Origin of the sequence: Xanthomonas hyacinthi, assembly GCF_009769165.1 — a bacterium.
Taxonomy (GTDB): domain Bacteria; phylum Pseudomonadota; class Gammaproteobacteria; order Xanthomonadales; family Xanthomonadaceae; genus Xanthomonas_A; species Xanthomonas_A hyacinthi.
Map to the genome: position 1 here is coordinate 3,531,597 of NZ_CP043476.1, position 22,438 is coordinate 3,554,034.

16 protein-coding genes and 1 pseudogene are annotated in these 22,438 nt (G+C 69.3%); 10 read left to right on the forward strand and 7 right to left on the reverse strand.

Features of this window, described 5'->3' with window-relative positions; genetic code table 11:
• Nucleotides 1–62 precede the first annotated feature (62 nt).
• The 4 genes from FZ025_RS15535 to FZ025_RS15550 all read left to right on the forward strand — a co-directional run bounded on the left by FZ025_RS15535 (nucleotide 63) and on the right by FZ025_RS15550 (nucleotide 6,696).
• Entirely contained in the window at nucleotides 63–350 is a 288-nt protein-coding gene (locus tag FZ025_RS15535; RefSeq protein ID WP_046979066.1) for a type II toxin -antitoxin system TacA 1-like antitoxin, read from the forward strand.
• Nucleotide 351: 1 nt separating this feature from the next.
• Nucleotides 352–651 carry a type II toxin-antitoxin system RelE/ParE family toxin gene (locus FZ025_RS15540; RefSeq protein ID WP_046979065.1) on the forward strand — a complete coding sequence of 100 codons (300 nt, stop codon included), beginning with the start codon at nucleotides 352–354 and terminating at the stop codon, nucleotides 649–651.
• Entirely contained in the window at nucleotides 635–2,992 is a 2,358-nt protein-coding gene (gene hsdR / locus FZ025_RS15545) for an EcoAI/FtnUII family type I restriction enzme subunit R (protein WP_046979064.1), read from the forward strand. The genes FZ025_RS15540 and hsdR overlap by 17 nt, the downstream gene beginning before the upstream one ends.
• Nucleotides 2,993–4,026: 1,034 nt before the next feature.
• The gene (locus FZ025_RS15550) at nucleotides 4,027–6,696 is read left to right on the forward strand and encodes a M1 family metallopeptidase (protein ID WP_046979063.1); all 2,670 of its coding nucleotides are present in this window, start codon (nucleotides 4,027–4,029) and stop codon (nucleotides 6,694–6,696) included.
• 223 nt (nucleotides 6,697–6,919) lie between these two features.
• Here the strand turns inward: FZ025_RS15550 and FZ025_RS15555 are convergent, their stop codons facing one another.
• Together FZ025_RS15555 and FZ025_RS22465 are read right to left on the reverse strand one after the other, a co-directional pair.
• Nucleotides 6,920–7,141 carry an RNA-binding S4 domain-containing protein gene (locus tag FZ025_RS15555; protein ID WP_046979062.1) on the reverse strand — a complete coding sequence of 74 codons (222 nt, stop codon included), beginning with the start codon at nucleotides 7,139–7,141 and terminating at the stop codon, nucleotides 6,920–6,922.
• Nucleotides 7,117–7,515: a hypothetical protein gene (locus tag FZ025_RS22465; protein WP_053057222.1), complete on the reverse strand. Its 399-nt coding sequence runs from the start codon at nucleotides 7,513–7,515 to the stop codon at nucleotides 7,117–7,119. The genes FZ025_RS15555 and FZ025_RS22465 overlap by 25 nt, the downstream gene beginning before the upstream one ends.
• A 159-nt stretch (nucleotides 7,516–7,674) precedes the next feature.
• On the opposite strand from FZ025_RS22465, the gene FZ025_RS15565 reads away from it, so the two are divergent.
• Both FZ025_RS15565 and FZ025_RS15570 read left to right on the forward strand, forming a co-directional pair.
• Entirely contained in the window at nucleotides 7,675–9,681 is a 2,007-nt protein-coding gene (locus tag FZ025_RS15565) for a DEAD/DEAH box helicase (RefSeq protein ID WP_046979061.1), read from the forward strand.
• Nucleotides 9,682–9,827: 146 nt separating this feature from the next.
• Complete coding sequence (locus FZ025_RS15570; protein WP_046979060.1) at nucleotides 9,828–10,547, forward strand: pseudouridine synthase; 720 nt, start codon at nucleotides 9,828–9,830, stop codon at nucleotides 10,545–10,547.
• Between the two features lie 27 nt (nucleotides 10,548–10,574).
• On the opposite strand, the gene FZ025_RS15575 is transcribed toward FZ025_RS15570, so the two are convergent.
• The 3 genes from FZ025_RS15575 to FZ025_RS15585 all read right to left on the reverse strand — a co-directional run bounded on the left by FZ025_RS15575 (nucleotide 10,575) and on the right by FZ025_RS15585 (nucleotide 13,607).
• A complete protein-coding gene (locus tag FZ025_RS15575; RefSeq protein WP_046979059.1) occupies nucleotides 10,575–11,522 on the reverse strand; it encodes a DMT family transporter in 948 nt (315 codons plus the stop codon).
• An 83-nt stretch (nucleotides 11,523–11,605) separates the two neighbouring features.
• Nucleotides 11,606–12,571: a 2-keto-3-deoxygluconate permease gene (locus FZ025_RS15580; protein ID WP_046979058.1), complete on the reverse strand. Its 966-nt coding sequence runs from the start codon at nucleotides 12,569–12,571 to the stop codon at nucleotides 11,606–11,608.
• Nucleotides 12,572–12,776: 205 nt separating this feature from the next.
• On the reverse strand, nucleotides 12,777–13,607 hold the full coding sequence (locus FZ025_RS15585) for a DUF72 domain-containing protein (RefSeq protein ID WP_046979057.1): 831 nt from the start codon (nucleotides 13,605–13,607) through the stop codon (nucleotides 12,777–12,779).
• A 180-nt stretch (nucleotides 13,608–13,787) separates the two neighbouring features.
• Here FZ025_RS15585 and rraA point away from each other — a divergent pair.
• From rraA to FZ025_RS15600, 3 genes and pseudogenes are all read left to right on the forward strand, one after another.
• Nucleotides 13,788–14,268 (forward strand): annotated as a pseudogene (gene rraA / locus FZ025_RS15590) (ribonuclease E activity regulator RraA).
• A 56-nt stretch (nucleotides 14,269–14,324) separates the two neighbouring features.
• Complete coding sequence (locus FZ025_RS15595) at nucleotides 14,325–15,914, forward strand: serine hydrolase (protein ID WP_386269857.1); 1,590 nt, start codon at nucleotides 14,325–14,327, stop codon at nucleotides 15,912–15,914.
• Nucleotides 15,911–16,321: a VOC family protein gene (locus FZ025_RS15600; RefSeq protein ID WP_208803675.1), complete on the forward strand. Its 411-nt coding sequence runs from the start codon at nucleotides 15,911–15,913 to the stop codon at nucleotides 16,319–16,321. The genes FZ025_RS15595 and FZ025_RS15600 overlap by 4 nt, the downstream gene beginning before the upstream one ends.
• Nucleotides 16,322–17,002: 681 nt before the next feature.
• Here the strand turns inward: FZ025_RS15600 and FZ025_RS15605 are convergent.
• Both FZ025_RS15605 and FZ025_RS15610 read right to left on the reverse strand, forming a co-directional pair.
• Nucleotides 17,003–18,031 (reverse strand): LacI family DNA-binding transcriptional regulator, encoded by a 1,029-nt coding sequence (locus tag FZ025_RS15605; RefSeq protein ID WP_046979079.1) that lies wholly within the window; start codon nucleotides 18,029–18,031, stop codon nucleotides 17,003–17,005.
• Nucleotides 18,028–19,572 carry a glycoside hydrolase family 30 protein gene (locus tag FZ025_RS15610; RefSeq protein WP_244292387.1) on the reverse strand — a complete coding sequence of 515 codons (1,545 nt, stop codon included), beginning with the start codon at nucleotides 19,570–19,572 and terminating at the stop codon, nucleotides 18,028–18,030. Before FZ025_RS15610 ends, FZ025_RS15605 begins: the two co-directional genes overlap by 4 nt.
• Before the next feature lie 79 nt (nucleotides 19,573–19,651).
• On the opposite strand from FZ025_RS15610, the gene FZ025_RS15615 reads away from it, so the two are divergent.
• A complete protein-coding gene (locus FZ025_RS15615; protein WP_053057221.1) occupies nucleotides 19,652–22,417 on the forward strand; it encodes a TonB-dependent receptor in 2,766 nt (921 codons plus the stop codon).
• Nucleotides 22,418–22,438: the final 21 nt, after the last annotated feature.

The following is a 22,438-nucleotide window of genomic DNA, read 5'->3' on the forward strand; positions in this document are numbered from 1 at the left end:
CTACCTGCTACCTGTAACACACATGTGCTACATTGCCTCGAACCCATCGCCGGGAGCCCCGCATGAGCACCACCACCACCATCCGCCTGCCGGACGCGCTCAAGGCCCGCATCGCCAAGGCGGCGGAAGCGGCCGGCACCACGGCGCACAACTTCATCCTGGAAGCCATCGCCGAGAAGGCCGAGCTGGCCGAGCGGCGCGCCGACTTCCACGCCCAGGCCGATCAGCGCTGGGCCGAGTTCCTGGAGACGGGTGAGACCATCCCGTGGGACGAGGCGCGCAGCTACTTCAGGGCCCGGGTTGCAGGAAAGCCTGCGAAGCGGCCAGTGGCGCGCAAGCTGGAAGACTGAAGTGGCGCGCATTCGCCTCGGCCCCGGCGTGATCGAGGATCTGGAGCGGATCGCCGCGTATTTGCGCGACCAAGAGAGCGCGCATGCAGAAGAGAGGGCCGAGGAGATCGTCAGCGCGTTCGACGTGCTGGCAGGCAATCCGTTGATCGGCCGTCCGGTGCATGGAGACAACCGCGAACTGGTGATGGGCCGCGGTTCGCGCGGTGACGTGGCGTTGTATCGCTATGTGGATGTGACCGACACGGTGGTCGTGCTGGCGATTCGCGCACAGCGGGAGGCGGGCTATGCACGCGACACATGAAACCGAGGCGGACACCCGCGCCAACCGTATCGACCCGGTGTTACGGGACGCCGGCTGGGGTGTGGCGGAGGGCGCGCAGGTCCAGCGCGAACTGATCTGCCCCGGCCGCATCCTCGGCGGCGGCCAGCGTGGCACCGCGCTGTCGGCGGACTATGTGCTGCGCTATCGCGGCCGCAAGCTGGCGGTGATCGAGGCCAAGCGCGCCGGGCTGGGCCACACCACGGGCGTGGGCCAGGCCAAGGACTATGCCGGGCGGCTCAAGGCGCGCTTCGCGTATGCCACCAACGGCATCGGCTGGTATGGCATCGACATGCAGACCGGCGCGGAAGGCGACATCGCCTTGCCGTTCCCGACGCCGGAACAACTCTGGCTACGCTGTTTTCCAGACGGCAACGACTGGCGCGAGCGCTTCGGCGCGGTGCCGTTCGAGACCGGCGGCGGCAAGTGGCAGCCGCGCTACTACCAGCACAACGCCATCACGGCGGTGCTGGACGCCATCGCCAATGACCGCGACCGCATCCTGCTGACCCTGGCCACCGGCACCGGCAAGACCTCCATCGCGTTCCAGATCGCATGGACGCTGTTCCATTCGAGGTGGAACCTGAGCCGCGACCCGGTGCGCCGTCCGCGCATCCTGTTCCTGGCCGATCGCAACATCCTCGCCGACCAAGCCTTCAATGCGTTCAGCGCGTTCCCGCCGGATGCGTTGTGCCGGATCCGTCCGGAGGAGATCCGGAAGAAAGGCGGGATTCCGCGCAACGCCAGCGTGTTCTTCACCATCTTCCAGACCTTCATGACCGGCGGTGGCGACTCGGAGGACGCATCCGGTGACGCGCAGTTCACGTTCGAAGGCTACGAGCCGGACTTCTTCGATTTCATCGTCATCGACGAGTGTCACCGCGGCGGCGCCCGTGACGAGAGCACCTGGCGCGCGATCCTCGAGTATTTCAAGCCCGCGGTGCAGCTCGGTCTGACCGCGACGCCCAAGCGCGACGTCAACGGCGACACCTACGCCTACTTCGGCGAGCCGGTGTACACGTATGCGCTGAAGGAAGGCATCGGCGATGGCTTCCTGACGCCGTTCAAGGTGCGGCAGATGGCGTCCACGCTCGACGAGTACCGGTTCTCCGAGGGTGACGTGGTGCTGGCAGGCGAAATCGATCGCGACAGGACCTATACCGAGGCCGACTTCAACACGCGGCTGGTGATCGACCAGCGCGAACGAAGCCGCGTGCAGGAATTCATGGACCAGATCGACCAGCGCCAGAAGACCCTGGTGTTCTGCGCCACTCAGGAACACGCCGCGAGGGTGCGCAATTTCATCAACCAGATCAAGGACAACCCCGATCCGCACTACTGCGAGCGTGTGACGGCCGACGACGGCGAACTCGGCGAGCGCCACCTGCGCGAGTTCCAGGACAACGAAAGGATCCTGCCGACCATCCTGACCACGTCGCAGAAGCTCTCCACCGGCGTGGATGCGCTGAACGTGCGCAATATCGTGCTGTTGCGCCCGGTCAGATCGATGATCGAGTTCAAGCAGATCATCGGGCGCGGCACCCGTACCTTCGAGGGCAAGGATTACTTCACCATCTACGACTTCGTGAAGGCCTACGCGCATTTCAACGACCCGGCGTGGGACGGCGAGCCGTTGCCGCCAGATGCGCCGCCCGAACCCCGCAGGCCCAGGAGACCTGGCGAGGATGGGATGGATGGGATGGATGGGATGGGGGGTCATCCCACCGGCGTCGGTGAACCGCCGCCGCCCGAGCGCGTGGTGGTGAGGCTGTCGGATGGCCATGAGCGCAGCATTCGCTACGTGTCGGCCACGACGTACTGGCATGACGGCCGGCAGATCACAGCGCAGGAGTTCATGCAGCAGTTGTTCGGCGACCTCGGCGCCCTGGTGGCAGACGAGGATGAGTTGCGCGCGGTCTGGAGCGATCCGGACAGGCGCGAGGCGTTCATCCAGCGCCTTACCGGTCTCGGTTACGACAGCGATCGGCTGGATGACATGCGCCGTCTGATCGACGCGCCCAACAGCGACATCTTCGACGTGCTGGCCTATGTGCGCTTCACGCTGGCGCCGCGTGCGCGCTCTGCGCGTGTAGCGTCCGCAAAGGAAACCGGCCTGGGGGGTTACGAGCGCGAGATGCGCGCATTTCTCGAATTTGTGCTGGATAAGTACCAATACGAAGGAATTCAGGAATTGGCATCAGGCAAGGTTGCCGACTTCTTGCGTATCCGCTACGGCGGTGTCAATGACGCCAAGCGTGCGCTTGGGAGCGTTGACAACATCCGTCGGGCGTTCGTTGATATTCAGGCCCATTTATTTCGGTGAGGCAGAAAATGAGGCCGGCTCAGGTTTCTCGTGGCCACCGGTACCTTGCGGAAAATCGGGCTGTACCCTTTTTCGAATTGAATGAAATATCGGGTGCATCGTTGCTGTTCCCCGTTGTGCTTGATGTGGAATTTTCGATAGCATTCTCGGTCTTACGGAGCCTCGAAACTCCGCAGACAGCGGTACCCACCTCCGACAAACCGGTGGGTTTTTTGTGCCTGTAAATTTTGTAGGCGCAGCCGACGCGATGCCTATGTCGGGAGGGCGGCGAATACAACACCCGCAAGGGGGAATACGCCCGCCGGCTGTCTGCGGTTTCGAGCCTCCCGACTTCCCGTCCGCCGTTCGCGGCGGGCGGGTCACTTCATGGAACGAGGAGGCACAGGTAGCCGCCGTCGGCGCCGACGAAGCGGCTGGCGAGGTTGGTGCGCACCTTGCCGTCGGCGAAGTTCTGCACGTAGACGCTGGCCCATCAGCGGCCTGCGGATCCTGGCAGCGCAGGTCGAGGTCGTCGCGGGCGTAGCTGTTCCCCGCGCAGCCCGGCGACGACTGGTCGCTGAGCCTGCGTATCGCCGACGCCGCGCTGTACCGGGCCAAGCACGGCGGCCGCGAACGCTGGGTCGCGCTCGTCCTGCGCGACACGGCTGCCGCGCTGGCCGAGGCCGGCCCGGATCTGCCGCTCGACGCGCTGCAGGCGCTAGGAACTACTGCTGCAGCGCGGTGGGACGGTGGAGCAGCCGGTCGCGACAATCGAGTGCGCCGACGACTGGCAGCGCGTTCGCCGAGCCGCGGCCCAGCGTGTGTCCGCTGGGCGTATACGGCAGCAGCCGGCGGTGCATCCGCCGCGCTTTCGCGTGCGTGACTTTCCCAGCGAGGCGCAACTCAGGCAACTGGCATGACCTAGCCGCTGTCATCGGATCGGCATAGCGGGGTCCAGGCGGCCCGACCTGATTGCCTGCTGTCTGTGTTCCAGGCGGCCGCGTCGAACGCGCCACGCCGTCTGTATCCTGCACCGGCCCATTCGAAGAGCCCCCATGCGCCAGATCCTGACGACCGCTATCGCCCTGGCCTTGGCCAGCGCCTCGCCGTGCACGTTCGCCCAGCCGGAACCTCCTGCGCCCAGCGTCGTCGCCGCGCCGGCCGCCGCGGTCACCACGCAATTGCCGCGCACCGCCAGGCCGCGCCATTACGCGCTGGAGATCACCCCGCACGCCGACAAGATGACGTTCGACGGCAAGGTCCGCATCGAGCTCGACGTGCTGCAGGCCACCGACCGCATCGTGCTGCAGGCGGCCAACCTGCGCTTCGGCCGCAGCACCCTGACCGGCGGCAAAGCAACAGCCGCGATGGTCGCCAAGGTCGCCACCGACGCCGCGGCGCAGACCGCCAGCTTCGTCTTCGACGCGCCGCTGGCGCCGGGCCGCTACGCGCTGTCCATCGACTACAGCGGCGTCATCAACACCCAGCCCAACGGCCTGTTCGCGCTGGACTACGCCACCCCGCACGGCCAGCGCCGCGCGCTGTATACGCAGTTCGAGAGCTCCGACGCGCGCCGTTTCCTTCCTTCCTGGGACGAACCCGACTTCAAGGCCAGCTTCGACCTGACGGTGAATGCACCCGCCACGCAGATGGTGGTCGGCAACATGCCCGTGGCCGCCACCACCGACCTCGGCAATGGCCTGAAGCGCGTCGCGTTCCAGACCACGCCGAAGATGTCCACCTACCTGTTGTTCCTGGGCATGGGCGATTTCGAGCGCGCCGCGCTCAAAGGCGACAACGGCACCGAGATCGGCGTGATCGCGCAGCAGGGCAAGGCCGAGCAGGCGCGCTTCGCGCTGGAGTCCGGCCGCGACGTGCTGCGCGAATACAACGACTACTTCGGCGTGCGCTATCCGCTGCCCAAGCTGGACAACATCGCCGCGCCGGGCAGCAGCCAGTTCTTCGGCGCCATGGAAAACTGGGGCGCCATCTTCACCTTCGAGCATTCGTTGCTGCTGGATCCGGCGGTGTCGGGCGTGACCGATCGGCAAAGCGTGTTCACCACCGCCGCGCACGAGATCGCGCACCAATGGTTCGGCGACCTGGTGACCATGGCCTGGTGGGACGACCTGTGGCTCAACGAAGGCTTCGCCACCTGGCTGGAAGGCCGCACCACCGCCAGGCTGCATCCGGAATGGGATATCGACAAGACCGGCGCGGCCTACGTCAGCCGCGCCGCCATGGGCAGCGATGCCTACGCCACCACCCACCCGGTGGTGCAGAAGGTGGCGATCGCCGAACAGGCCAGCCAGGCCGCTGACGGCATCACCTACGGGAAGGGCTCGGCGGTGATCGGCATGCTCGAGGATTACGTCGGTGCCGATGCATGGCGCGATGGCGTGCGCCGCTACATCAAGAAGCGCGCCTACGGCAACGCGGTCACCAGCGACCTGTGGCAGGAAATCGACGCCGCCGCGCCCGGCAGGCGGTTCCTGCAGGTGGCGCACGACTTCACCCTGCAGCCCGGCGTGCCGCTGATCAAGGTCGCCGCCAGCTGCAGCGCCGGGACCACCACGGTCCATCTCGAGCAGGGCGAGTACACCCTCGACCGCCCCGACAAGCAACCGCTGCGCTGGCATGTGCCGGTGGCCGTGCGCAGCGGCGGCAGCGAGTTGCGCGTGCTGGTGGACGGCAGCGCGCAGCTGCAACTGCCCGGCTGCGCCGCACCGGTGCTGGTCAATGCCGGGCAGAAGGGCTACTACCGCACGCTCTACGCACCCGCACAGTTCAAGGCGCTGACCGCCGGTTTCGGCACCTTGCCGGTGGTGGACCAGCTCGGCGTGCTGCTGGACACCAGCGCACTGGGCGCCGTCGGCCTGCAGCCGCAATCGGATCTGCTCGACCTGGCCGGCAAGGTGCCGGTGGGCGCGGCATCGGACCTGTGGGCCATGGTGTCCGGCGTTTACGCCGGCATCGACGACCTGTTCCAGGCCGACCCCAAGGGCCAGGCCGCCTGGCGCCGCTACGCGCTGTCGCGGCTGTTGCCGGAGTTCGCCACGCTGGGCTGGGACGACCGCGACGGCGACTCCGCCCAGGTCAAGCAACTGCGTGTGAGCCTGATCGATATGCTCGGCGGCATGGGCGAGGCAGACGTGATCGCCGAAGCGCGCCACCGCTTCGCCGCATTCCAGGCCGACCCCACGGCGTTGTCGCCGGAACTGCGCATCAGCGTGCTCGGCATCGTCGCGCGCACCGCCGACGCCGCAACCTGGGACGCGCTGCACCGCATGGCGCAGCAGGAAACCTCCTCAATGATCCACAACCAGGACTACCTGCTGCTGGCCGCCGCCAAGGACGCCACGCTCGCGCAACGCGCCCTGGACATGGCGCTGACCGACGAGCCTGGCGCCACCAACAGCGCCGCCATGATCTCGGTGGTATCCGGCGAGCATCCGGACCTGGCCTTCGATTTCGCCGTGGCCCATCGCGCGCGCGTGGACACGCTGATCGACTCCAACTCGCGCCCCCGCTACTACCCGCGTCTGGGTGCCGGCTCCATCGACCTGCAGATGGCCGACAAGATCAAGGCGTATGCCGACCGCTCCCTCGCTCCCACCTTGCGCCGCGATGCAGAAGTGGCCATCGCCAACATCCGGACACGGGCGAAGCTGCGTGCGCAGCGGTTGCCGCAGATCAGGGCGTGGTTGGTGGCGCGCAAGGGGTGAGGCCTGGCGGTTGCCGACTGAGCGCCCGGCCGGCTGCTGGCGGGAGCGCTTCTGAGGGGAGTGCAAAAGGCTCCTGATCAGTGGCCCAACCCGGCCGGCCGGGTGGGGCCGCTGATCAGCATGTGCTGGTCAGCACGTCGCGGTCGCCGCGTGAGGCTGCCGCGTGAGGCTGCCGCGTGAGGCTGCCGGGAACGCCGCGGCGCGCAGGCCGCGCCGCCTGCGCTCATACCTTGCCGATCACCCGGATCTGCACCTCGTCCAGCGCGACCACCTGGCCCGCGTGGATCTTGCAGGCCTTGCGCAGCTCGACTTCGCCGTCCACGCGCACCTGGCCTTCGCTGATCACGGTCTTGGCCGCGCCGCCGCTGTCGCACACGCCGGTCAGTTTCAGCAGGTGCTTGAGTTCGACGTAGTCGCTTTCTAACTGGAGATCGATGGTCTGCATTGGGGGGCGCTGTTCGGAAATCGGCGCCCATTGTCGGTCATCCGCGGACGAAACGCTCGGACTTCGCACCAACGCTCGGACTTCGCGCCGCGCCACGCCGCGAAGGACATCTGCGCGCTCACCGCGCCGCAGCGGCTGCCGCGCTCAAGCGTCAGCACCGGCACCCACGGCAGCCGCCACGACAGCCCGCAGACCACGCCGCTGCCGACGTACCAGCGGCGGGTGCGCGCGATCCGGCGCTGGATCTGCAGCACCGGCGCGCCGTAGTCGATATGCAGCAGCCGGCCCGGCACGCTGCCGGCCACCTGCGCCGCAATGCCGCGGTGCGCCTGGAACAGCGTGGCGAAGTCGGTGGGGGTGGGAGCGTCGGGCATGGGACCGGTCGTGCAAGGTGCTGCAAGGTGGTTCGCGGCAGGCCGGGGTTTCTCACGCCTGAACGGCGTCGTTCACCCGGTTTCGACATGCGGCCCGCCAAGGCGCACAATGCGCTTCTTTGCGCCTGCCGGTTCTCTGCGGCGCCTCCGGAGTCTCCCATGTCCCAAGATACCCCCGCGCCGCTGCTGTTCGCAGATCTCGGCCTCTCGCCTGCTGTGATGAAGGCCGTGGCCGATATCGGCTACGAGTCCCCGTCGCCGATCCAGGCCGCCACCATCCCCGCGCTGCTGACCGGCCGCGACCTGCTCGGCCAGGCCCAGACCGGTACCGGCAAGACCGCCGCGTTCGCGCTGCCGATCCTGTCGCGGCTGGACTTCAACCAGCGCAAGCCGCAGGCGCTGGTGCTGGCGCCGACCCGCGAGCTGGCGATCCAGGTCGCCGAGGCGTTCCATCGCTACGCCGGCGCGATCCCCGGCTTCCAGGTGCTGCCGGTGTACGGCGGCCAGCCCTACGTGCAGCAGCTGTCGGCGCTCAAGCGCGGCGTGCACGTGGTGGTGGGCACCCCCGGGCGGGTCATCGACCACCTCGAGCGCGGCACCCTGGACCTGTCCGAGCTGCGCACGCTGGTGCTCGACGAGGCCGACGAGATGCTGCGCATGGGCTTCATCGACGACGTCGAGGCGGTGCTGAAGAAGCTGCCGGCCTCGCGCCAGGTGGCGCTGTTCTCGGCGACCATGCCGACCGCGATCAAGCGCATCGCGCAGACCTATCTGAACGATCCGGCCGAAGTCATCATCGCCTCCAAGACCACCACGTCGGCGAATGTCCGCCAGCGTTACTGGGCGGTCAGCGGCCTGCACAAGCTCGATGCGCTGACCCGCATCCTGGAAGTGGAACCGTTCGACGCGATGATCGTGTTCGCGCGTACCAAGGCGGCCACCGACGAGCTGGCGCAGAAGCTGCAGGCGCGCGGCCTGGCCGCTGCGGCGATCAACGGCGACATCCAGCAGTCGCAGCGCGAGCGGGTGATCCAGCAGCTCAAGGACGGCAAGCTCGACATCCTGGTCGCCACCGACGTGGCCGCGCGCGGCCTGGACGTGGAGCGGATCAGCCACGTGCTGAACTACGACATCCCGTACGACACCGAAAGCTACGTGCACCGCATCGGCCGCACCGGCCGCGCCGGCCGCAGCGGCGAGGCGATCCTGTTCGTCAGCCCGCGCGAGAAGGGCATGCTGCGCGCGATCGAGCGCGCCACCCGGCAGCCGATCGAAGAGATGCAGCTGCCGAGCGTGGACGCGGTCAACGACCAGCGCGTGACCCGCTTCATGGAGAAGATCAGCGAGACCATCGCCAGCGGCGGCATCGACACCTACCGCGATCTGTTGCAGCGCTTCGAGACCGAGAAGAACGTGCCGATGGTCGAAGTGGCCGCGGCGCTGGCGCGCCTGCTGCAGGGCGACACGCCGCTGCTGCTGGCGCCGGAGCGCGCCCGCGCGCCGCAGGGCGAGCGTTTCGAGCGGCCCGGCGCCGAGCGCCGCGAGCGCGCCGACCGCGGCGAGCGCACGGAGCGTCCCAAGTTCGAGCCGAAGTTCGACCGCGAGGCGCGCCCGCCGCGCCGCGACGAGGGCGCGCGCGCGCCGCGTGCGCCGCGTCCCGCGGCGGCCGCGCAGGGACCGGACTTCGACTACCAGCGCGACGTCGGCAGCTTCGAGGCGCCGCGCCGCGACAAGGCGCCGAAGGCGCCGCGCGGCGAGCCGGAAGTGGGCATGGAGAGCTACCGCATCGAGGTCGGCCACCAGCACGGGGTCAAGCCGGCCAACATCGTCGGCGCGATCGCCAACGAGGCCGGCCTGGAGAGCAAGTACATCGGCCGCATCGACATCCACGACGACCATTCGGTGCTGGACCTGCCGGCGGACATGCCGCGCGAGCTGCTGACCCACCTGAAGAAGGTCTGGGTCTCCGGCCAGCAACTGCAGATGCGCAGGCTCGACGGCGACGATGCCGGCGCCGGCACGCCGTTCAAGCCGAAGTTCGCGCGTGCCGCCGGCAAGCCCGGCGGCCGACCGAACGCGGCCGGTCCGCGCCCGGCCGGCGCCGCCACGCGCATCGCCGACCGCGCCGGCGAGCGCCCGCCGCGCAAGGGTCCGCCGAAGCGCTGAAGAGCCGGGAATAGGGAGTAGGGAATCGGGAAATGGGGGCGTTCCCGCTGCCGCACCCCGCCTTCCTTCCCGGAGCTAGCCATTGCCTCAGATGGCAGCAGCCCGCTCTTGCCACTCCCGATTCCCCATTCCCCATTCCCAGCTCAATGTCCACCCGCCTCAACAAGCACATCGCCGAAACCGGCTACTGTTCGCGCCGCGAGGCCGACCGCCTGATCGCCGCGCGCCGCGTCACCGTCAACGGCCGGCCCGGCGGGGTCGGCGCGGTGGTGGGCGAGGGCGACGAGGTGCAGGTCGATGGACAGCCGCTGCGCGCGCGCGCCAAGCTCAAATCCGGCCGCCGCCACGTCTATATCGCGCTGAACAAGCCGGTCGGGGTGACTTGCACCACCGAGCGCGAGGTCAAGGGCAACATCGTCGATTTCGTCGGCCACGAGCAGCGCATCTTCCCGGTCGGGCGCCTGGACAAGGAGTCCGAGGGGCTGATCCTGATGACCAGCAACGGCGACATCGTCAACGAGATCCTGCGCGCGGAGAACCGCCACCAGAAGGAATACCTGGTGGCGGTGAACAAGCCGGTCACGGACGAATTCCTGCGCGGCATGGCGCGCGGGGTGCGCGTGCACAACGAGACCACGCTGCCGTGCCGCACCGCGCGCATCGCCAAGTTCGGCTTCCGCATCGTGCTCGAGCAGGGCCTGAACCGGCAGATCCGGCTGATGGCCGCCGCGTTCGACTACCGCGTCACCCAACTGCGCCGGGTGCGCATCGACAACATCAAGCTCGGCGCGCTGAAGCCGGGCCAGTGGCGCAACCTCGCCGAGCAGGAGCTGCGCGGCCTGCTGCCGCAACGCGATGCGTTCTGAGCGCGGCGGCCGCGCCGTGCGGCGGGTTCACTCCAGCGCGTTCTTGGCGTCGCAGGTCGCCAGCAGTTCCGGGTGCTGCACCGACTTGCTGCGGGTCAGCAGCGGATGCAGGAACACCGCGCCCAGGATCACCGCCACGCCGAGGTAGAACCGCGCGGTGAGTTGTTTTTGTTCGTCCAGCAGCACGATCGCGAACACGATCGCGTAGACCGGCTCCAGGTTGGTCACCAGCTGCACCGCGTAGGCGCTGAGGCGGCGCAGTGCGACCAGCGCCAGCGCGAACGGCAGCAGCGTGCACAGCAGCGCCAGGGCCAGCAGCAGCAGGGTGTCGTGCAGGCTCGGCAGCACCAGCAGCGGGCCGCTCAGCGCCGGCAGCACGAACGGCAGCAGCGGCGCCAGCGCGGTCAGGGTCAGGGTGCCGGCGCCCAGTTCCACGGCGGTCACGGTCAGCGGGTCGGCATGGTCGACCAGGCGCTTGTTGAGCGAGCCGAACGCGGCCACGAACAGCGCCGACACCGCACCGACCGCGACGCCGGCGCGCATCCCGTCGGGCACGCCGCCGACCACCAGGGCCACGCCCGGCAGCACCGCCAGGCCGAACGCCAGTTCGCTGGGACGGAACGGGCGCTTGGCCACCCACGGCTCGATCACCGCGGTGAACACCGGCGCCAGGGCGATGCAGGTCGCCGCCACCGAGGCGTTGGCCAGCTTGATCGCGCCGTAGAAGGTCAGCCAGTGCAGGCCGACCAGCGCGCCGACCACGGCGTAGCCGAGCGCCAGCTTCGGCGTCAACGCGGCCAGCCCGCGCCACACCCGCGGCAGCAGCGCCAGCGCCGCCACCACCATCAGCATCCGCCACCACACCAGCGGCAGCGCCGGCAGGGTGATCAGCTTGCCGAGGATCGCGGTGATGCCCCACAGCAGCACGCAGAAATGGATTTGCAGCTGGGCTTTGCTGGTGGGGTGCAGGGGCATGGCGTCTATTGTCGCGTAAACCGGCGGCGCGGCGGACGGCGTGTTCGCCGGGGATGCTGCAATCGCGTCGCCAGGGCCGCGCGTCAGCTGCCGGGCGGCGCGCGCCTGGCGTGCGCCCGTGCGTGCAGCGCGGTCAGCACCGGCACCAGCAGCGAGGTCACGATCACCGAGGTCGCCACCAGCGCGGTGGCGGCGGGGACCGCGGCACGGAATTGCGGCGCCATCGCCGCGATCAGCGCCGGCGTCGCCACCGCCGCGCCGGCGGTGCTGGAGGCGGCGATGCCGGCGCTGCCGCTGCCGCCGCCGAGCAGCCGATCGGCGAACAGCAACGGGATCCCGGTGACGACGACGACCAGCACGCCGAGCAGCACGCCGGGCACGCCGGCGCTGGCGATCACGTGCAGATCCAGCGTATTGCCCAGCGCGAAGGCGAAGAACGGGATCAGTGCGGGGACCGCCGCGGCGAACAGCGCACGCAGTTGCGGATCCAGGTTGCCGAGCGCGAAGCCCACCAGCAGCGGCAGCACCGCGCCGAGGAACAGGCGCGGCTCGAACACGGCGACGCCAGCGCTGCCGAGGATGAGCATGGTCATCAACGGCCCCGATTCCAGCGACATCAGCACCACCGCCCCGGCTTCGCCGGGCTTGCCGTACTGCTGCATGAGCGAGGCGAACAGCCCGCCGTTGGTCATGTCCATCGCCGCGACCAGGGCCAGCACCGAGACGCCCCTGCAGCAGCCCTGCGCGATCCCCGCCGGCGGCAGCACCTGCGCCGCGAGCACCGCCACCAGCCAGGCCACGCCGAGCTTGGTCAGCAGCAGCACGCCCGACTGGCGCAGGATCCGGCCGCTGGCGCGCAGCTGGATCGAGGCACCCATGCACAGGAACCACACCGCCAGGATCGGCACCACGCCGCCGATCAGGCCCTGGCTGAACGAGCCGAGGAAGGCGCCGGCCTGCGGCCACGCGCGATGGCAGGCGGCGCCGAGTAACAGCGGCACCAGCATCATGCCGCCGGGGACGCGTTCGAGGGTGTGCTTGATCTGCATCGGGGTTGTGATGTCCGCTCGGGAGAAGGTCGCATCCGGCGCCGGCACGCGCCGGTGTCGCTCTGCGCTTCCGCTTGTACTGCAACTGCATGGCGCGAAGGCTGTCGCGGCGCAGCGCCGTCTGCGCTGCGTTCAGTCGCGCGTCGCAGCGCCACTGTGCCGGCGGTCGCTTTTACCGGCGCTCGCTCGCGCCGCTGCCGTTTGCTCAGCGCGTGCGGAGTTCGGCCAGCAGCGCCATCGCCGCGGCCGGATTGCGCTGCTTGGCCGCGCTGATGAAATAGACGAAGACCTCGCGCGGCCTGGCCGCGGCCGCCGCCGCGCCGGCATGCGGCAGCGCGTCCGCATCCTCGCCGCGGCGCCAGGCCTGTGCCTGCGCTGCCCAGGCGCGCAATTCCTTCGGCGCATAGCCGTGGACGAGATCGGCGCGGCTGCGCATCAGCCGCGCGTAGACGAAGTCGGCGCTGAGATCGGCGAAGGACGGATAGTCGGGCGAATCGGTGAACACCGTGGCCACGCCATGGCCGCGCACCAGCTGCAGCAGGCGCGGGCCGACGCAGGCCGGGTCGCGCACTTCCAGCACATGCCGCAGGCGGCGACCGCCGGCCTGATGCGGCAGCAGGTCCAGGAACGCGGCCAGATCATCGAGCTCGAGCGTGCGGCCGTGCTCGAACTGCCAGAGCAGCGGGCCGAGCTTGTCGCCGAGCGTGGCGATGCCGCCGACGAAATCCTCGATCTGCGCGCCGGCCGCGGCCAGCTTGCGCATGCCGGTGATGCGCTTGGGCGCCTTGGCCGAGAACAGGAAATCCGCCGGCGCCTGGTCGCGCCAGCGCGCATAGGTGTCCGGCTGCTGCGTGCCGTAGGAGGTGCCGTTGATCTCGATGCTGCTGACGTGGCGGCTGGCGTATTCCAGCTCGCGGCGCTGCACCAGTCCCTGCGGGTAGAACATGCCGCCGCGCCATGGCGCATAGGTCCAGCCGCCGATGCCGACGCGGATGCCGTCCGGCGCGGCCGCGGCGGAGTCGAAGAGATCGTTCATGGCATGCACGCCGGCGCGGACAGAACGCGAATTGTGCCGCAGCCCGGGCCACTGTCGTGTGCATGGCCGCACGATTGCGGCGGCATGGCGGCATGGCGGCATGGCGGCCTGCAACGGCCGCTGTGCCGCCGCTGCAGGCGTCGCGCTACCATCCAGGCAACGCCCGCTGCCCGACCGACCATGCCCTGGACCACGCCCGTGCTGTGCGACGCCCATCCCCAGGCGCAGGTCGCCAACCCTCGTGGTCCGCGGCGACGGCGGCCACGCCGCGTTTTGCGGCGCGATCGTCGCCGTGCGCTGCTTCGAGGACACCGCGCGGGTGCGCGAGCTGGCGGCCGCGCCCGGCGTCGGTCGCGGCATCGTCGTCGATGGACAGGGTTCGCTGCGTTGCGCGCTGCTCGGCGACCGGATCGCCGAGCACGCGGTGCGGGGCTGGGCCGGGCTGCTGATCCACGGCGGCGTGCGCGACGTGGAGGCGTTGGCGGCGCTGCCGCTGGGCGTGCCGGCGCGGGCCGCGTGCCCGTGCAAGACCGACAGGCGCGGCCTCGGCGAGGGCGAGGCGCCGCTGCAGTTTGCCGGCGTGGCGTGCGTGCCCGGGCACTGGCTGTACGCCGAACGCAACGGGGTGCTGGTCGCCGCGCAGGCGCTGCTCCCGGCGTGAGCGCGCCGGCGCCTTTTCCTTTCCTTGCTGGAGATACCGATTTGAAGACTCTGTCGATGGGCTGCCTGCTGCTGGCGATGGCGGCCACCGCGCAGGCGCAAGCGCCGGCCGCGGCCAACGCCGCGTTGCCGCCTGCGCTGCAGGACCTGGATGCGCGGGTCGAGCGCGTGCGCAAGCAGTTCGACGTGCCTGGCATCGCCATCGCCATCGTCAAGGACGGGCAGCTGGTGCTGGAGCGCGGCTACGGCGTACGCGAACTCGGCAAGCCCGAGCCGGTGGACGCGCAGACCCTGTTCGCGATCGCCTCCAACACCAAGGCGTTCACCGCCGCGGCGCTGTCGATCCTGGCCGACGAGGGCAAGCTGAAACTCGACGACCGGGTGATCGAGCACCTGCCGTGGTTCCAGATGGCCGATCCCTACGTGACCCGCGAGATGCGCGTGCGCGACCTGCTCAGCCACCGCAGCGGGCTGAGCCTGGGCGCCGGCGACCTGCTGTTCTGGCCGGCGACCAGCTACAGCAACGAGGAGGTGGTGCGGCGCCTGGCGCAGGTGCCGCTGAAGGGCGGCTTCCGCGACCGCTATGCCTACGACAACATCCTCTACGCGGTGGCGCAGAAGCTGATCGAGCAGGTCTCCGGGCAGTCCTATGCCGAGTTCGTGCGCCAGCGCATCTTCGTGCCGGTGGGGATGAGCGGTGCGCGCATCAACAGCGATTACCTGCAGCCCGGCGACCGCGCCGCGGTCGGCCATGCCAAGTTCGACTTCCGCGACCTGCGCCCGGTGCCGCCGCTGACCTGGTCGAACAATTCCGGCGCCGGCGGCATCTACGCCAGCGTGCACGACATGGCCAAATGGATGCAGGTGCAGCTCGACGGCGGTCGCCTGCCGTCGGCCGATGGCCAGGAGCGGCGTTTGTTCAGCGCGCAGCGGCAGCAGGAGATGTGGCAGCTGATCACCCCGATCGCCATCGCCGAGCCGAGCGTGCCGCAGCTGCTGCCGGCCAAGCCGAACTTCGCCGGCTACGGCGAGGGCTGGAGCCTGAGCGACTACCGCGGGCACAAGCTGGTCTGGCACACCGGCGGCTGGCCGGGCATGGTGTCGCGGCTGACCCTGCTGCCGGAACAGAAACTGGGCGTGATCGTGCTGACCAACCAGGAAGTGGGCGCGGCGTTCAACGCGCTGACCCTGCAGGTGCTCGACGCCTACCTGGGCGCGTCGGCGACCGACTGGACCGGCGCCTACGCCGCCGCGGTGGCCAAGGCCGATGCGAAGGCCGACGAGGACTGGAGCAAGCACCAGGCCGCGCGCGATGCCACCTCCAGGCCGTCGCTGCCGCTGGCCGGCTACGCCGGCAGCTATCGCGATCCGTGGTACGGCGAGGTGGCGATCGTGCAGCGCGGCAGGCAGCTGGAACTGCGCTTCAGCAAGACCGCGCAGCTGGTCGGCACGCTGCAGCACTGGCAGCACGACACCTTCATCGTGCGCTGGCGCGACCGCTCGCTCAATGCCGATGCCTTCGTCAACTTCGCGCTGACGCCGGACGGCAAGGTACGCGAGGTGCGCATGGAGGCGATCTCGCCGCTGACCGATTTCAGCTTCGATTTCCAGGATCTGCTGCTGACCCCGGTGGCCGCCGCATCGTGAGCCAGGCGATGCCGATGCTCTCGCATGTGCACCTCGGGGTGAACGACTTTCCGGCCGCGTTCGCGTTCTACGCGCCGCTGCTGCAGGTGCTGGGATTGCAGCTGAAGTTTCGCGACGACGCGCGCGGCTGGGCCGGCTGGACGACGCCGGATGCGCCGCGGCCGCTGCTGCTGATCGGCCGTGCCTTCGACGGCCGGCCGGCGACGCCCGGCAACGGGCAGATGCTCGCGCTGCAGGCGGCGAGCCGAGCGCAGGTGGAGCGCTGCCATGCGCTGGCGCTGGCCCAGGGCGCGCGCTGCGAAGGCGCGCCGGGGCTGCGCGCGCACTACCACCCGGACTATTACGGCGCGTACTTCCGCGACCTGGACGGGAACAAGCTGTGCGTGTGCTGCCACCGCGCGGAGTGACGGCCAGGCGGCTGCACTGCGGTTGGCCGCTGTCCCGGTTCGCGGTGCACCGCGTCGGCAACAGGCGCCGATCGCCAGGCCGGTTGTAGGCGCGGCTTCAGCCGCGACCCCGAAGCCGGAAAGCATCCATCTTCGGCAGCAGTCGGGACTGAAGTCCCTCCTACAGAAGCCGGGTCGGCCATGCAGATGGCCTTCGACGCGCGCAGTTCGTTGTGGGAGCGGCTTCAGCCGCGACCCCGAAGCCGGAAGGCCTCCGGCTTCGGTGGCAGTCGGGACTGAAGTCCCTCCTACAAGGAGCAGGGTCGGCTGCACGGATGGCCTTCGACGCGCACCGCTCGTTGTAGGAGCGGCTTCAGCCGCGACCTCGAAGCCAGAAGTGCTCCGGCTTCGGTGGCAGTCGGGACTGAAGTCCCTCCTACAAGAAGCCGGATCGGCTGCACGCAAGAAGCCATATCGCGGCGGCACCGGTCCCACGGATACGCGCGCAGCGGCAAGCAGTTGCGATCGATCATCCGGCGTCGGCACCGGTATCGCCGCGCACCAGCGCGAAGCCCTCGTCCAGCCAACCGGTGATGCCGCCTATCGTGCCAGCCTATTCGACCGGCCATCTGCGGTATTGCCTGCAGGATCGCCGGGACAGCATGCAGCTGGCCACGCGTTGCGCGCGCGCCGCATCGTTGCTCAGCGCTGTGCCGCGGGCGATCCCAGTGAATCGCGCAGCAGCAAGCGGTGCGGCAGGGTTTCGCAGGTTGGCGGTTGCGGTGCGCGCAGCCGCGCCAGCAGCAGTTCCAGCGCGCGCCGCCCCATCTGCTGCAGCGGTTGCTGCACCGTCGCCAGGGCCGGCGAGACCTGCTGCGAAACCAGGGTGTCGTCGAAGCCGCACACCGACAGGTCGGCGGGCACGCGCAGGCCGCGCAGGCTGGCGCTGCGCAGCACGCCGGCGGCCATCTCGTCGTTGGCGGCGAACACCGCACTGGGACGGCGGCGCTGCCGCAACAACTGCTCGGCGGCTTCGATGCCCGAGGCGAAGTCGAAGCGCCCCGGCACCACCAGGCGTTCGTCGTAGGCGATGCCGGCGGCCGCCAGCGCGTCGCGATAGCCGGCCAGGCGCCATTGCGTGGCGCCATGGCCGGGCAGGCCGCGGATGTGGGCGATGCGGCGATGGCCGAGCCGCACCAGTTCGCCAACCAGTTCGCGTGCGGCGCGCCGTTCTTCCAGGCGCACGCCGGGCCAATGGCGCTGCCGCCGCGGCGAGATGCAGGCCAGTGCGATGCGCTCCGCATCCAGACGCCGCCGCAGCGCGTCGTCGTCGGTCAGCGGCGGGATCAGCAGCAGTCCGTCGATATGCTGGTGCCGGGCCAGCGCGACCAACGCATCGGCATGGTCGGCGCGGGCGCGGTCCACCGGCGCCAGCATCAGCGTGTAGCGCTGCGCACGGCAGGCTTCGAGCACGCCGTTCTGGATTTCCATCTGATAGTACGAGGGGTTGTCGTAGGCCAGCGCCACCGCGTAGGAACGCTGGCCGGCCAGGCTGCGCGCGGACGGGTTGGGCTGGTAGCCCAGCCGCTGCATGGTCTGCTCGACCTTGCGCCGGGTCTGCTCGCGCACGTTGGGCTCGCCGTTGATGACCCGCGACACGGTCTTCATCGAGACCCCGGCGCGTGCGGCCACGTCCTCGATGCGCAGGCCCTGCGTGGCCCGCTTGCTCATCGCGCCGGCGCCGGCCACACGAAGCTGGCCACGCTGCGCGCCGGCAGCGTGTAGCCGAAGCCGTGCTTGTCCTCGGCCACCGACAGCGTGCGCGCGGCGTGCGCGCTGTTGACCACCACCAGTACCCGCGAGCCGTCCGGATTCAGAAACGCCACGTTGTCCACGCCTTCGCCGCCTTCGCTGGAATCGATGCGCCAGGCTTGCGGGCGCACGAAGCGGCTGGCATGGGCGAGCGCATAGTACTCGTCGCTGCGCACCACGCGCTCGCCGTGCAGATCGACATCGATCACGCCGCGGCAGGTGTCGCAGCCGCCGGCATGCGGGCCGCCGTGCAGGTCCAGCGCCAGGTTCCAGAACAGCACGCCGCGCGCACCGTGGCGCACCGACTGCACGATCAGCCGCCGCGTCTGCAGGGTCAGCCCGCCGCTGCGCAGCGGTTCCCAGTCGCCGCCGGAGCACTCGGTCATGTACGCATCCTTGTCCGGGTAGGCCGCCTGCACCGGGCTCTGTGCGGCCGGATCGCCGGCGTAGCAGTGCCAGGCGATGCCGGCGACGTGGCGCCGCGCCTGCGCGTCGGCGAGGACCGCCAGCGGCTCCTGCGGCTGGTCCCAGTTGTGGTCCCAGTCGAAGAGCAACGGCGCGCCGCGGCGGGCCTCGAGCAGCGGCCCGAGGTGGCGGCCGATCAGCTGCGCGCGCTGCGCGGCCTCCAGGCGCATGCCGGGGTAGTCCTTGGGGGTGAAGCCCGGTTCGTTCTGCAGGGTCAGCGCAACGATCGGCACGCCAGCCTGCGCATAGGCGTCGACGTAGCGCAGCAGATAGCGCGCGAAGGCGTCGTAGTACTCGGGCTTGAGCGTGCCGCCGATCAGGCTGCCGCTGGTCTTCATCCATGCCGGCGCGCTCCATGGCGAGGCCATGATCTTCAGTTCGGGGTTGATCGCCAGCGCCTGCCGCGCGATCGGCAGCACGTCGTCGCGATTGGGCGCGATGCTGAAATGCGCCAGCGCCGGATCGGGCGCGTTGTCCGGCGTGTCGTCGAGGCTGTAGTGATGGCGCGAGAAATCCGACGCGCCGATGGTCAACCGCGCGAAGCTCAGCCCCAGGCCGCCGTCGGCGCGGCCGAACAGTTCGTGCATCAGCGCATCGCGGCGCGGTTGCGGCAGTCGTTGCAGTACCCAGGCCGAGGAGTCGGTGATCGAGGCGCCGAAGCCGAGCATGCGTTGGCGTCGCGCCGCGGGATCGATGCGGATGTCGGCGTGCGTCTGCGCTCCCCAGCGCGCGGCCGGCGCCGGCGCGAGCGCCTGGCGATGGTCCTGGGTGGTGATCCAGGCCTGGATGTCCGCGGCCGGCGGCGGCAGCGGGTCGGCGCTGGCGACGCCGCTAGAAAAGCCCAGCAGCGCAGCGCAAAGCGCGGCCGCCGGCCGCTGCCGGGCAGCCGAAGACACCCTGCAATGCCGCGCAAACCCCATGTTGCGGCGCAGCGGTTGCGCGCAGCGCTGCGCCGCATTGGCGAGAAACTTCATGAGCTTGCATGGCTGCGGCATCGCTTGCTCCTCGCGGAATTGACCGCACTGGATACGACGAGTATGACAGCGCTGTCAAAAATGCCGGGAGGGGCATCACATGATGGGCATGCAAGAATTCTTCGTGGGCCGCGCACGTCGCGGCGCGCCGTCGCGGCGGCTGTTGGCACTGGCTTGCTGCATCGCCGCGCTGCAGCAGGCGCACGCGCAAACCGCCACGGCGGCTGCGCCGGCACCGCAGGACACGGTCGGCACGCTGGACACGGTGAAGGTCACCGGCATCCGCCATGCGATCGAGAGCGCGGTGGAGGCCAAGAGCGAATCGTCGTTGATCATCGAGACGATCTCGGCCGAGGACATCGGCAAGCTGCCCGACGTGAGCATCGCCGATTCGCTCTCGCGGCTGCCCGGCGTCGCCACTCAGCGCGTGGATGGGCGCGCGCAGGTGATCAACATCCGCGGCATGTCCGAGCAGTTCGTCGGCACCACGCTCAACGGCCGCGAGCAGGTCAGCACCGGCGACAGCCGCGGCGTGGAGTTCGACCAGTTCCCGGCGGAGCTGATCAACGCGGTGACCGTCTACAAGACCGCCGATGCCGCCGTGATCGGGCAGGGCCTGTCCGGCACCGTGGACCTGAAGACGATCCGCCCGCTGGACCTGGACGAACGCCGCATCGTGGTCAGCGGCAACGGCGAGAAGAATTCCTTCGGCAAGCTCAGCGCCGACGGCCACGACACCGGCTACCGCGCCGCGGCGTCCTACGTCGACCAGTTCGCCGGCGACACCATCGGCGTCGCGCTCGGCGTGGCGCGCTTGAATTCGCCGTTCCAGGAAAAGCACTACAAATCCTGGTGGTGGGGCAATCCGGACAGCTGGGGCGCCACGCAGGCGGGCAAGCCGCCGGGCGCGGTCGCGCTGCAGGGATCAGAGGCGTGGATCAAGTCGCGCGAGCTGACCCGCGACGGCGTGATCGGCACCCTGGAATACAAGCCGAACGCGCATTTCCACAGCGTGCTCGACGGCTACTGGTCCAAGTTCGACCAGAAGGAAGCCATGCACGGCGCGATGTGGTCCAACGCGCCTGACTTCAGCAATGCGCTGGGCGAGCAGGTCGCCTACCGCGACATCGCCACCACCGACCGACAGGGCGTGCCGATCATCACCCAGGGCACCCTGAGCGGCGTGCAGCCGGTGCTGCGCAACGATCGCAACGACCGCCAGGACAAGCTGCTTTCGGTGGGCTGGACCAACACCCTGCACTGGGAGCCGTGGTCGCTGAGCCTGGACCTGAACTACTCGCGCGCCGAGCGCCGGCAATCGCAGCTGGAGACCTACGCCGGGCTGGCCGATCCGCAGGACATCGGCTTCGACCTGCCGTTGAGCAACGCGTTCGCGCGCTATTCGCTCGCCAACCTGGCCGATCCGGCGACGGTGTACCTGTGGGATCCGCAGAAGTGGGGCCACGACGGGCGCCTGGAGAATTCCTGGCAGAAAGACGAGATCAAGGCCGGCCGCCTGGAATTCAACTACGACGTCGACACTGCGTTCGTGCGCAGCTTCGACCTCGGCGTGAACGTCAATCGCCGCAGCAAGGACAAGCGCGCCGACGTGTACTTCGCCGACCTGCCGGGGCGCACGCCGACCCTGGTCGATCCGTCGCTGCTGTATGCGCCGACCTCGCTGGGCTTCGCCGGCATCGGCGACATTCTCAGCTTCGATCCGCGCGCGCTGCTGTCGCGCTACTACGACGTCACCCTGTCCGAGAGCAACGACGACCTGCGCAAGGACTACGTGGTCGACGAGCACGTCAACACCTATTACCTGCGCGCCAACATCGACATGGACCTGGGCGAGCGCGTGCGCGTGCGCGGCAACGCCGGCCTGCAGTACATCACCAGCGACCAGTCCTCGACCGGCTTCAACGCCAGCGGCGGTGCGGTGGTCGGCGCGCAGACGCTGGGCGCGCGCTACCACGACGCGCTGCCGAGCCTGAATCTGGTGTTCGATTTCGGCGACGGCTGGATGGCGCGCATGGGCGCGGCCAAGCAGCTGATGCGGCCGCCGATCAACTACCTGAGCGCCGACGCCAGCGCCGCGGTGGACACCACCACCGGGCTGTGGAGCGGCAGCGGCGGCAACCCGACGCTGCAGCCGTACCGCGCCGATGCGCTCGACCTGTCGCTGGAAAAGTACTTCGGCTCGGCCAGCTACGTGAGCCTGGCGCTGTTCTACAAGGATCTGCAGACCTACATCTACCGGCAGAACCTGACCTGGGATTTCACCGGCTACAACCCGGACGGGCAGACACCGGTCTCCAACATCGGCACCTTCAGCACCTGGGCCAACGGCAGCGGCGGCTACATGCGCGGCGTCGAATTCGCCGCCAGCGTCACCGGCGACGTGTTCAGCGAGCGCCTCGACGGCTTCGGCGTGCAGCTCAACGGCTCCTACACCGAATCGTCGATCGATCCCGATCCCAGCGACAACTCGCCCGGTACCGACACCATCCCCGGCCTGTCCAAGATCGTCGCCAACGCCACGCTGTTCTACGAGAAGCACGGCTTCGGCGCGCGCGTCAGCCAGCGCTACCGCGATGCCTACCGTGGCGAATACGGTTCGCTGTTCGGCCAGCGTAGCTACCGCAACACGCTCAGCGAGCGCGTCACCGACCTGCAGCTGAGCTACGACTTTCCCGACAGCAGCCGGCTGAAGGGCCTGTCGTTGATGTTCCAGGTCAACAATCTGACCAACGAGGCGTTCCGCACCGAGGTCAGCGCTGCCGGCGTTTCCTCGACCGTCTTCCTGCCCGAGGAATACACCGAATACGGCCGCCAGTACCTGATCGGCTTTCGCTACCGGTTGTGAACTGGCCGACCGCGCGCGCCA

Coding starts and splice junctions, on each gene's coding strand:
- FZ025_RS15535 (WP_046979066.1), top strand. CDS start 63: ATGAGCACCACCACCACCATCCGCCTGCCGGACGCGCTCAAGGCCCGC.
- hsdR (WP_046979064.1), top strand. CDS start 635: ATGCACGCGACACATGAAACCGAGGCGGACACCCGCGCCAACCGTATC.
- FZ025_RS15550 (WP_046979063.1), top strand. CDS start 4,027: ATGCGCCAGATCCTGACGACCGCTATCGCCCTGGCCTTGGCCAGCGCC.
- FZ025_RS15555 (WP_046979062.1), bottom strand. CDS start 7,141: ATGCAGACCATCGATCTCCAGTTAGAAAGCGACTACGTCGAACTCAAG.
- FZ025_RS22465 (WP_053057222.1), bottom strand. CDS start 7,515: ATGCCCGACGCTCCCACCCCCACCGACTTCGCCACGCTGTTCCAGGCG.
- FZ025_RS15565 (WP_046979061.1), top strand. CDS start 7,675: ATGTCCCAAGATACCCCCGCGCCGCTGCTGTTCGCAGATCTCGGCCTC.
- FZ025_RS15570 (WP_046979060.1), top strand. CDS start 9,828: ATGTCCACCCGCCTCAACAAGCACATCGCCGAAACCGGCTACTGTTCG.
- FZ025_RS15575 (WP_046979059.1), bottom strand. CDS start 11,522: ATGCCCCTGCACCCCACCAGCAAAGCCCAGCTGCAAATCCATTTCTGC.
- FZ025_RS15580 (WP_046979058.1), bottom strand. CDS start 12,571: ATGCAGATCAAGCACACCCTCGAACGCGTCCCCGGCGGCATGATGCTG.
- FZ025_RS15585 (WP_046979057.1), bottom strand. CDS start 13,607: ATGAACGATCTCTTCGACTCCGCCGCGGCCGCGCCGGACGGCATCCGC.
- FZ025_RS15595 (WP_386269857.1), top strand. CDS start 14,325: ATGGGCTGCCTGCTGCTGGCGATGGCGGCCACCGCGCAGGCGCAAGCG.
- FZ025_RS15605 (WP_046979079.1), bottom strand. CDS start 18,031: ATGAGCAAGCGGGCCACGCAGGGCCTGCGCATCGAGGACGTGGCCGCA.
- FZ025_RS15610 (WP_244292387.1), bottom strand. CDS start 19,572: ATGCCGCAGCCATGCAAGCTCATGAAGTTTCTCGCCAATGCGGCGCAG.
- FZ025_RS15615 (WP_053057221.1), top strand. CDS start 19,652: ATGATGGGCATGCAAGAATTCTTCGTGGGCCGCGCACGTCGCGGCGCG.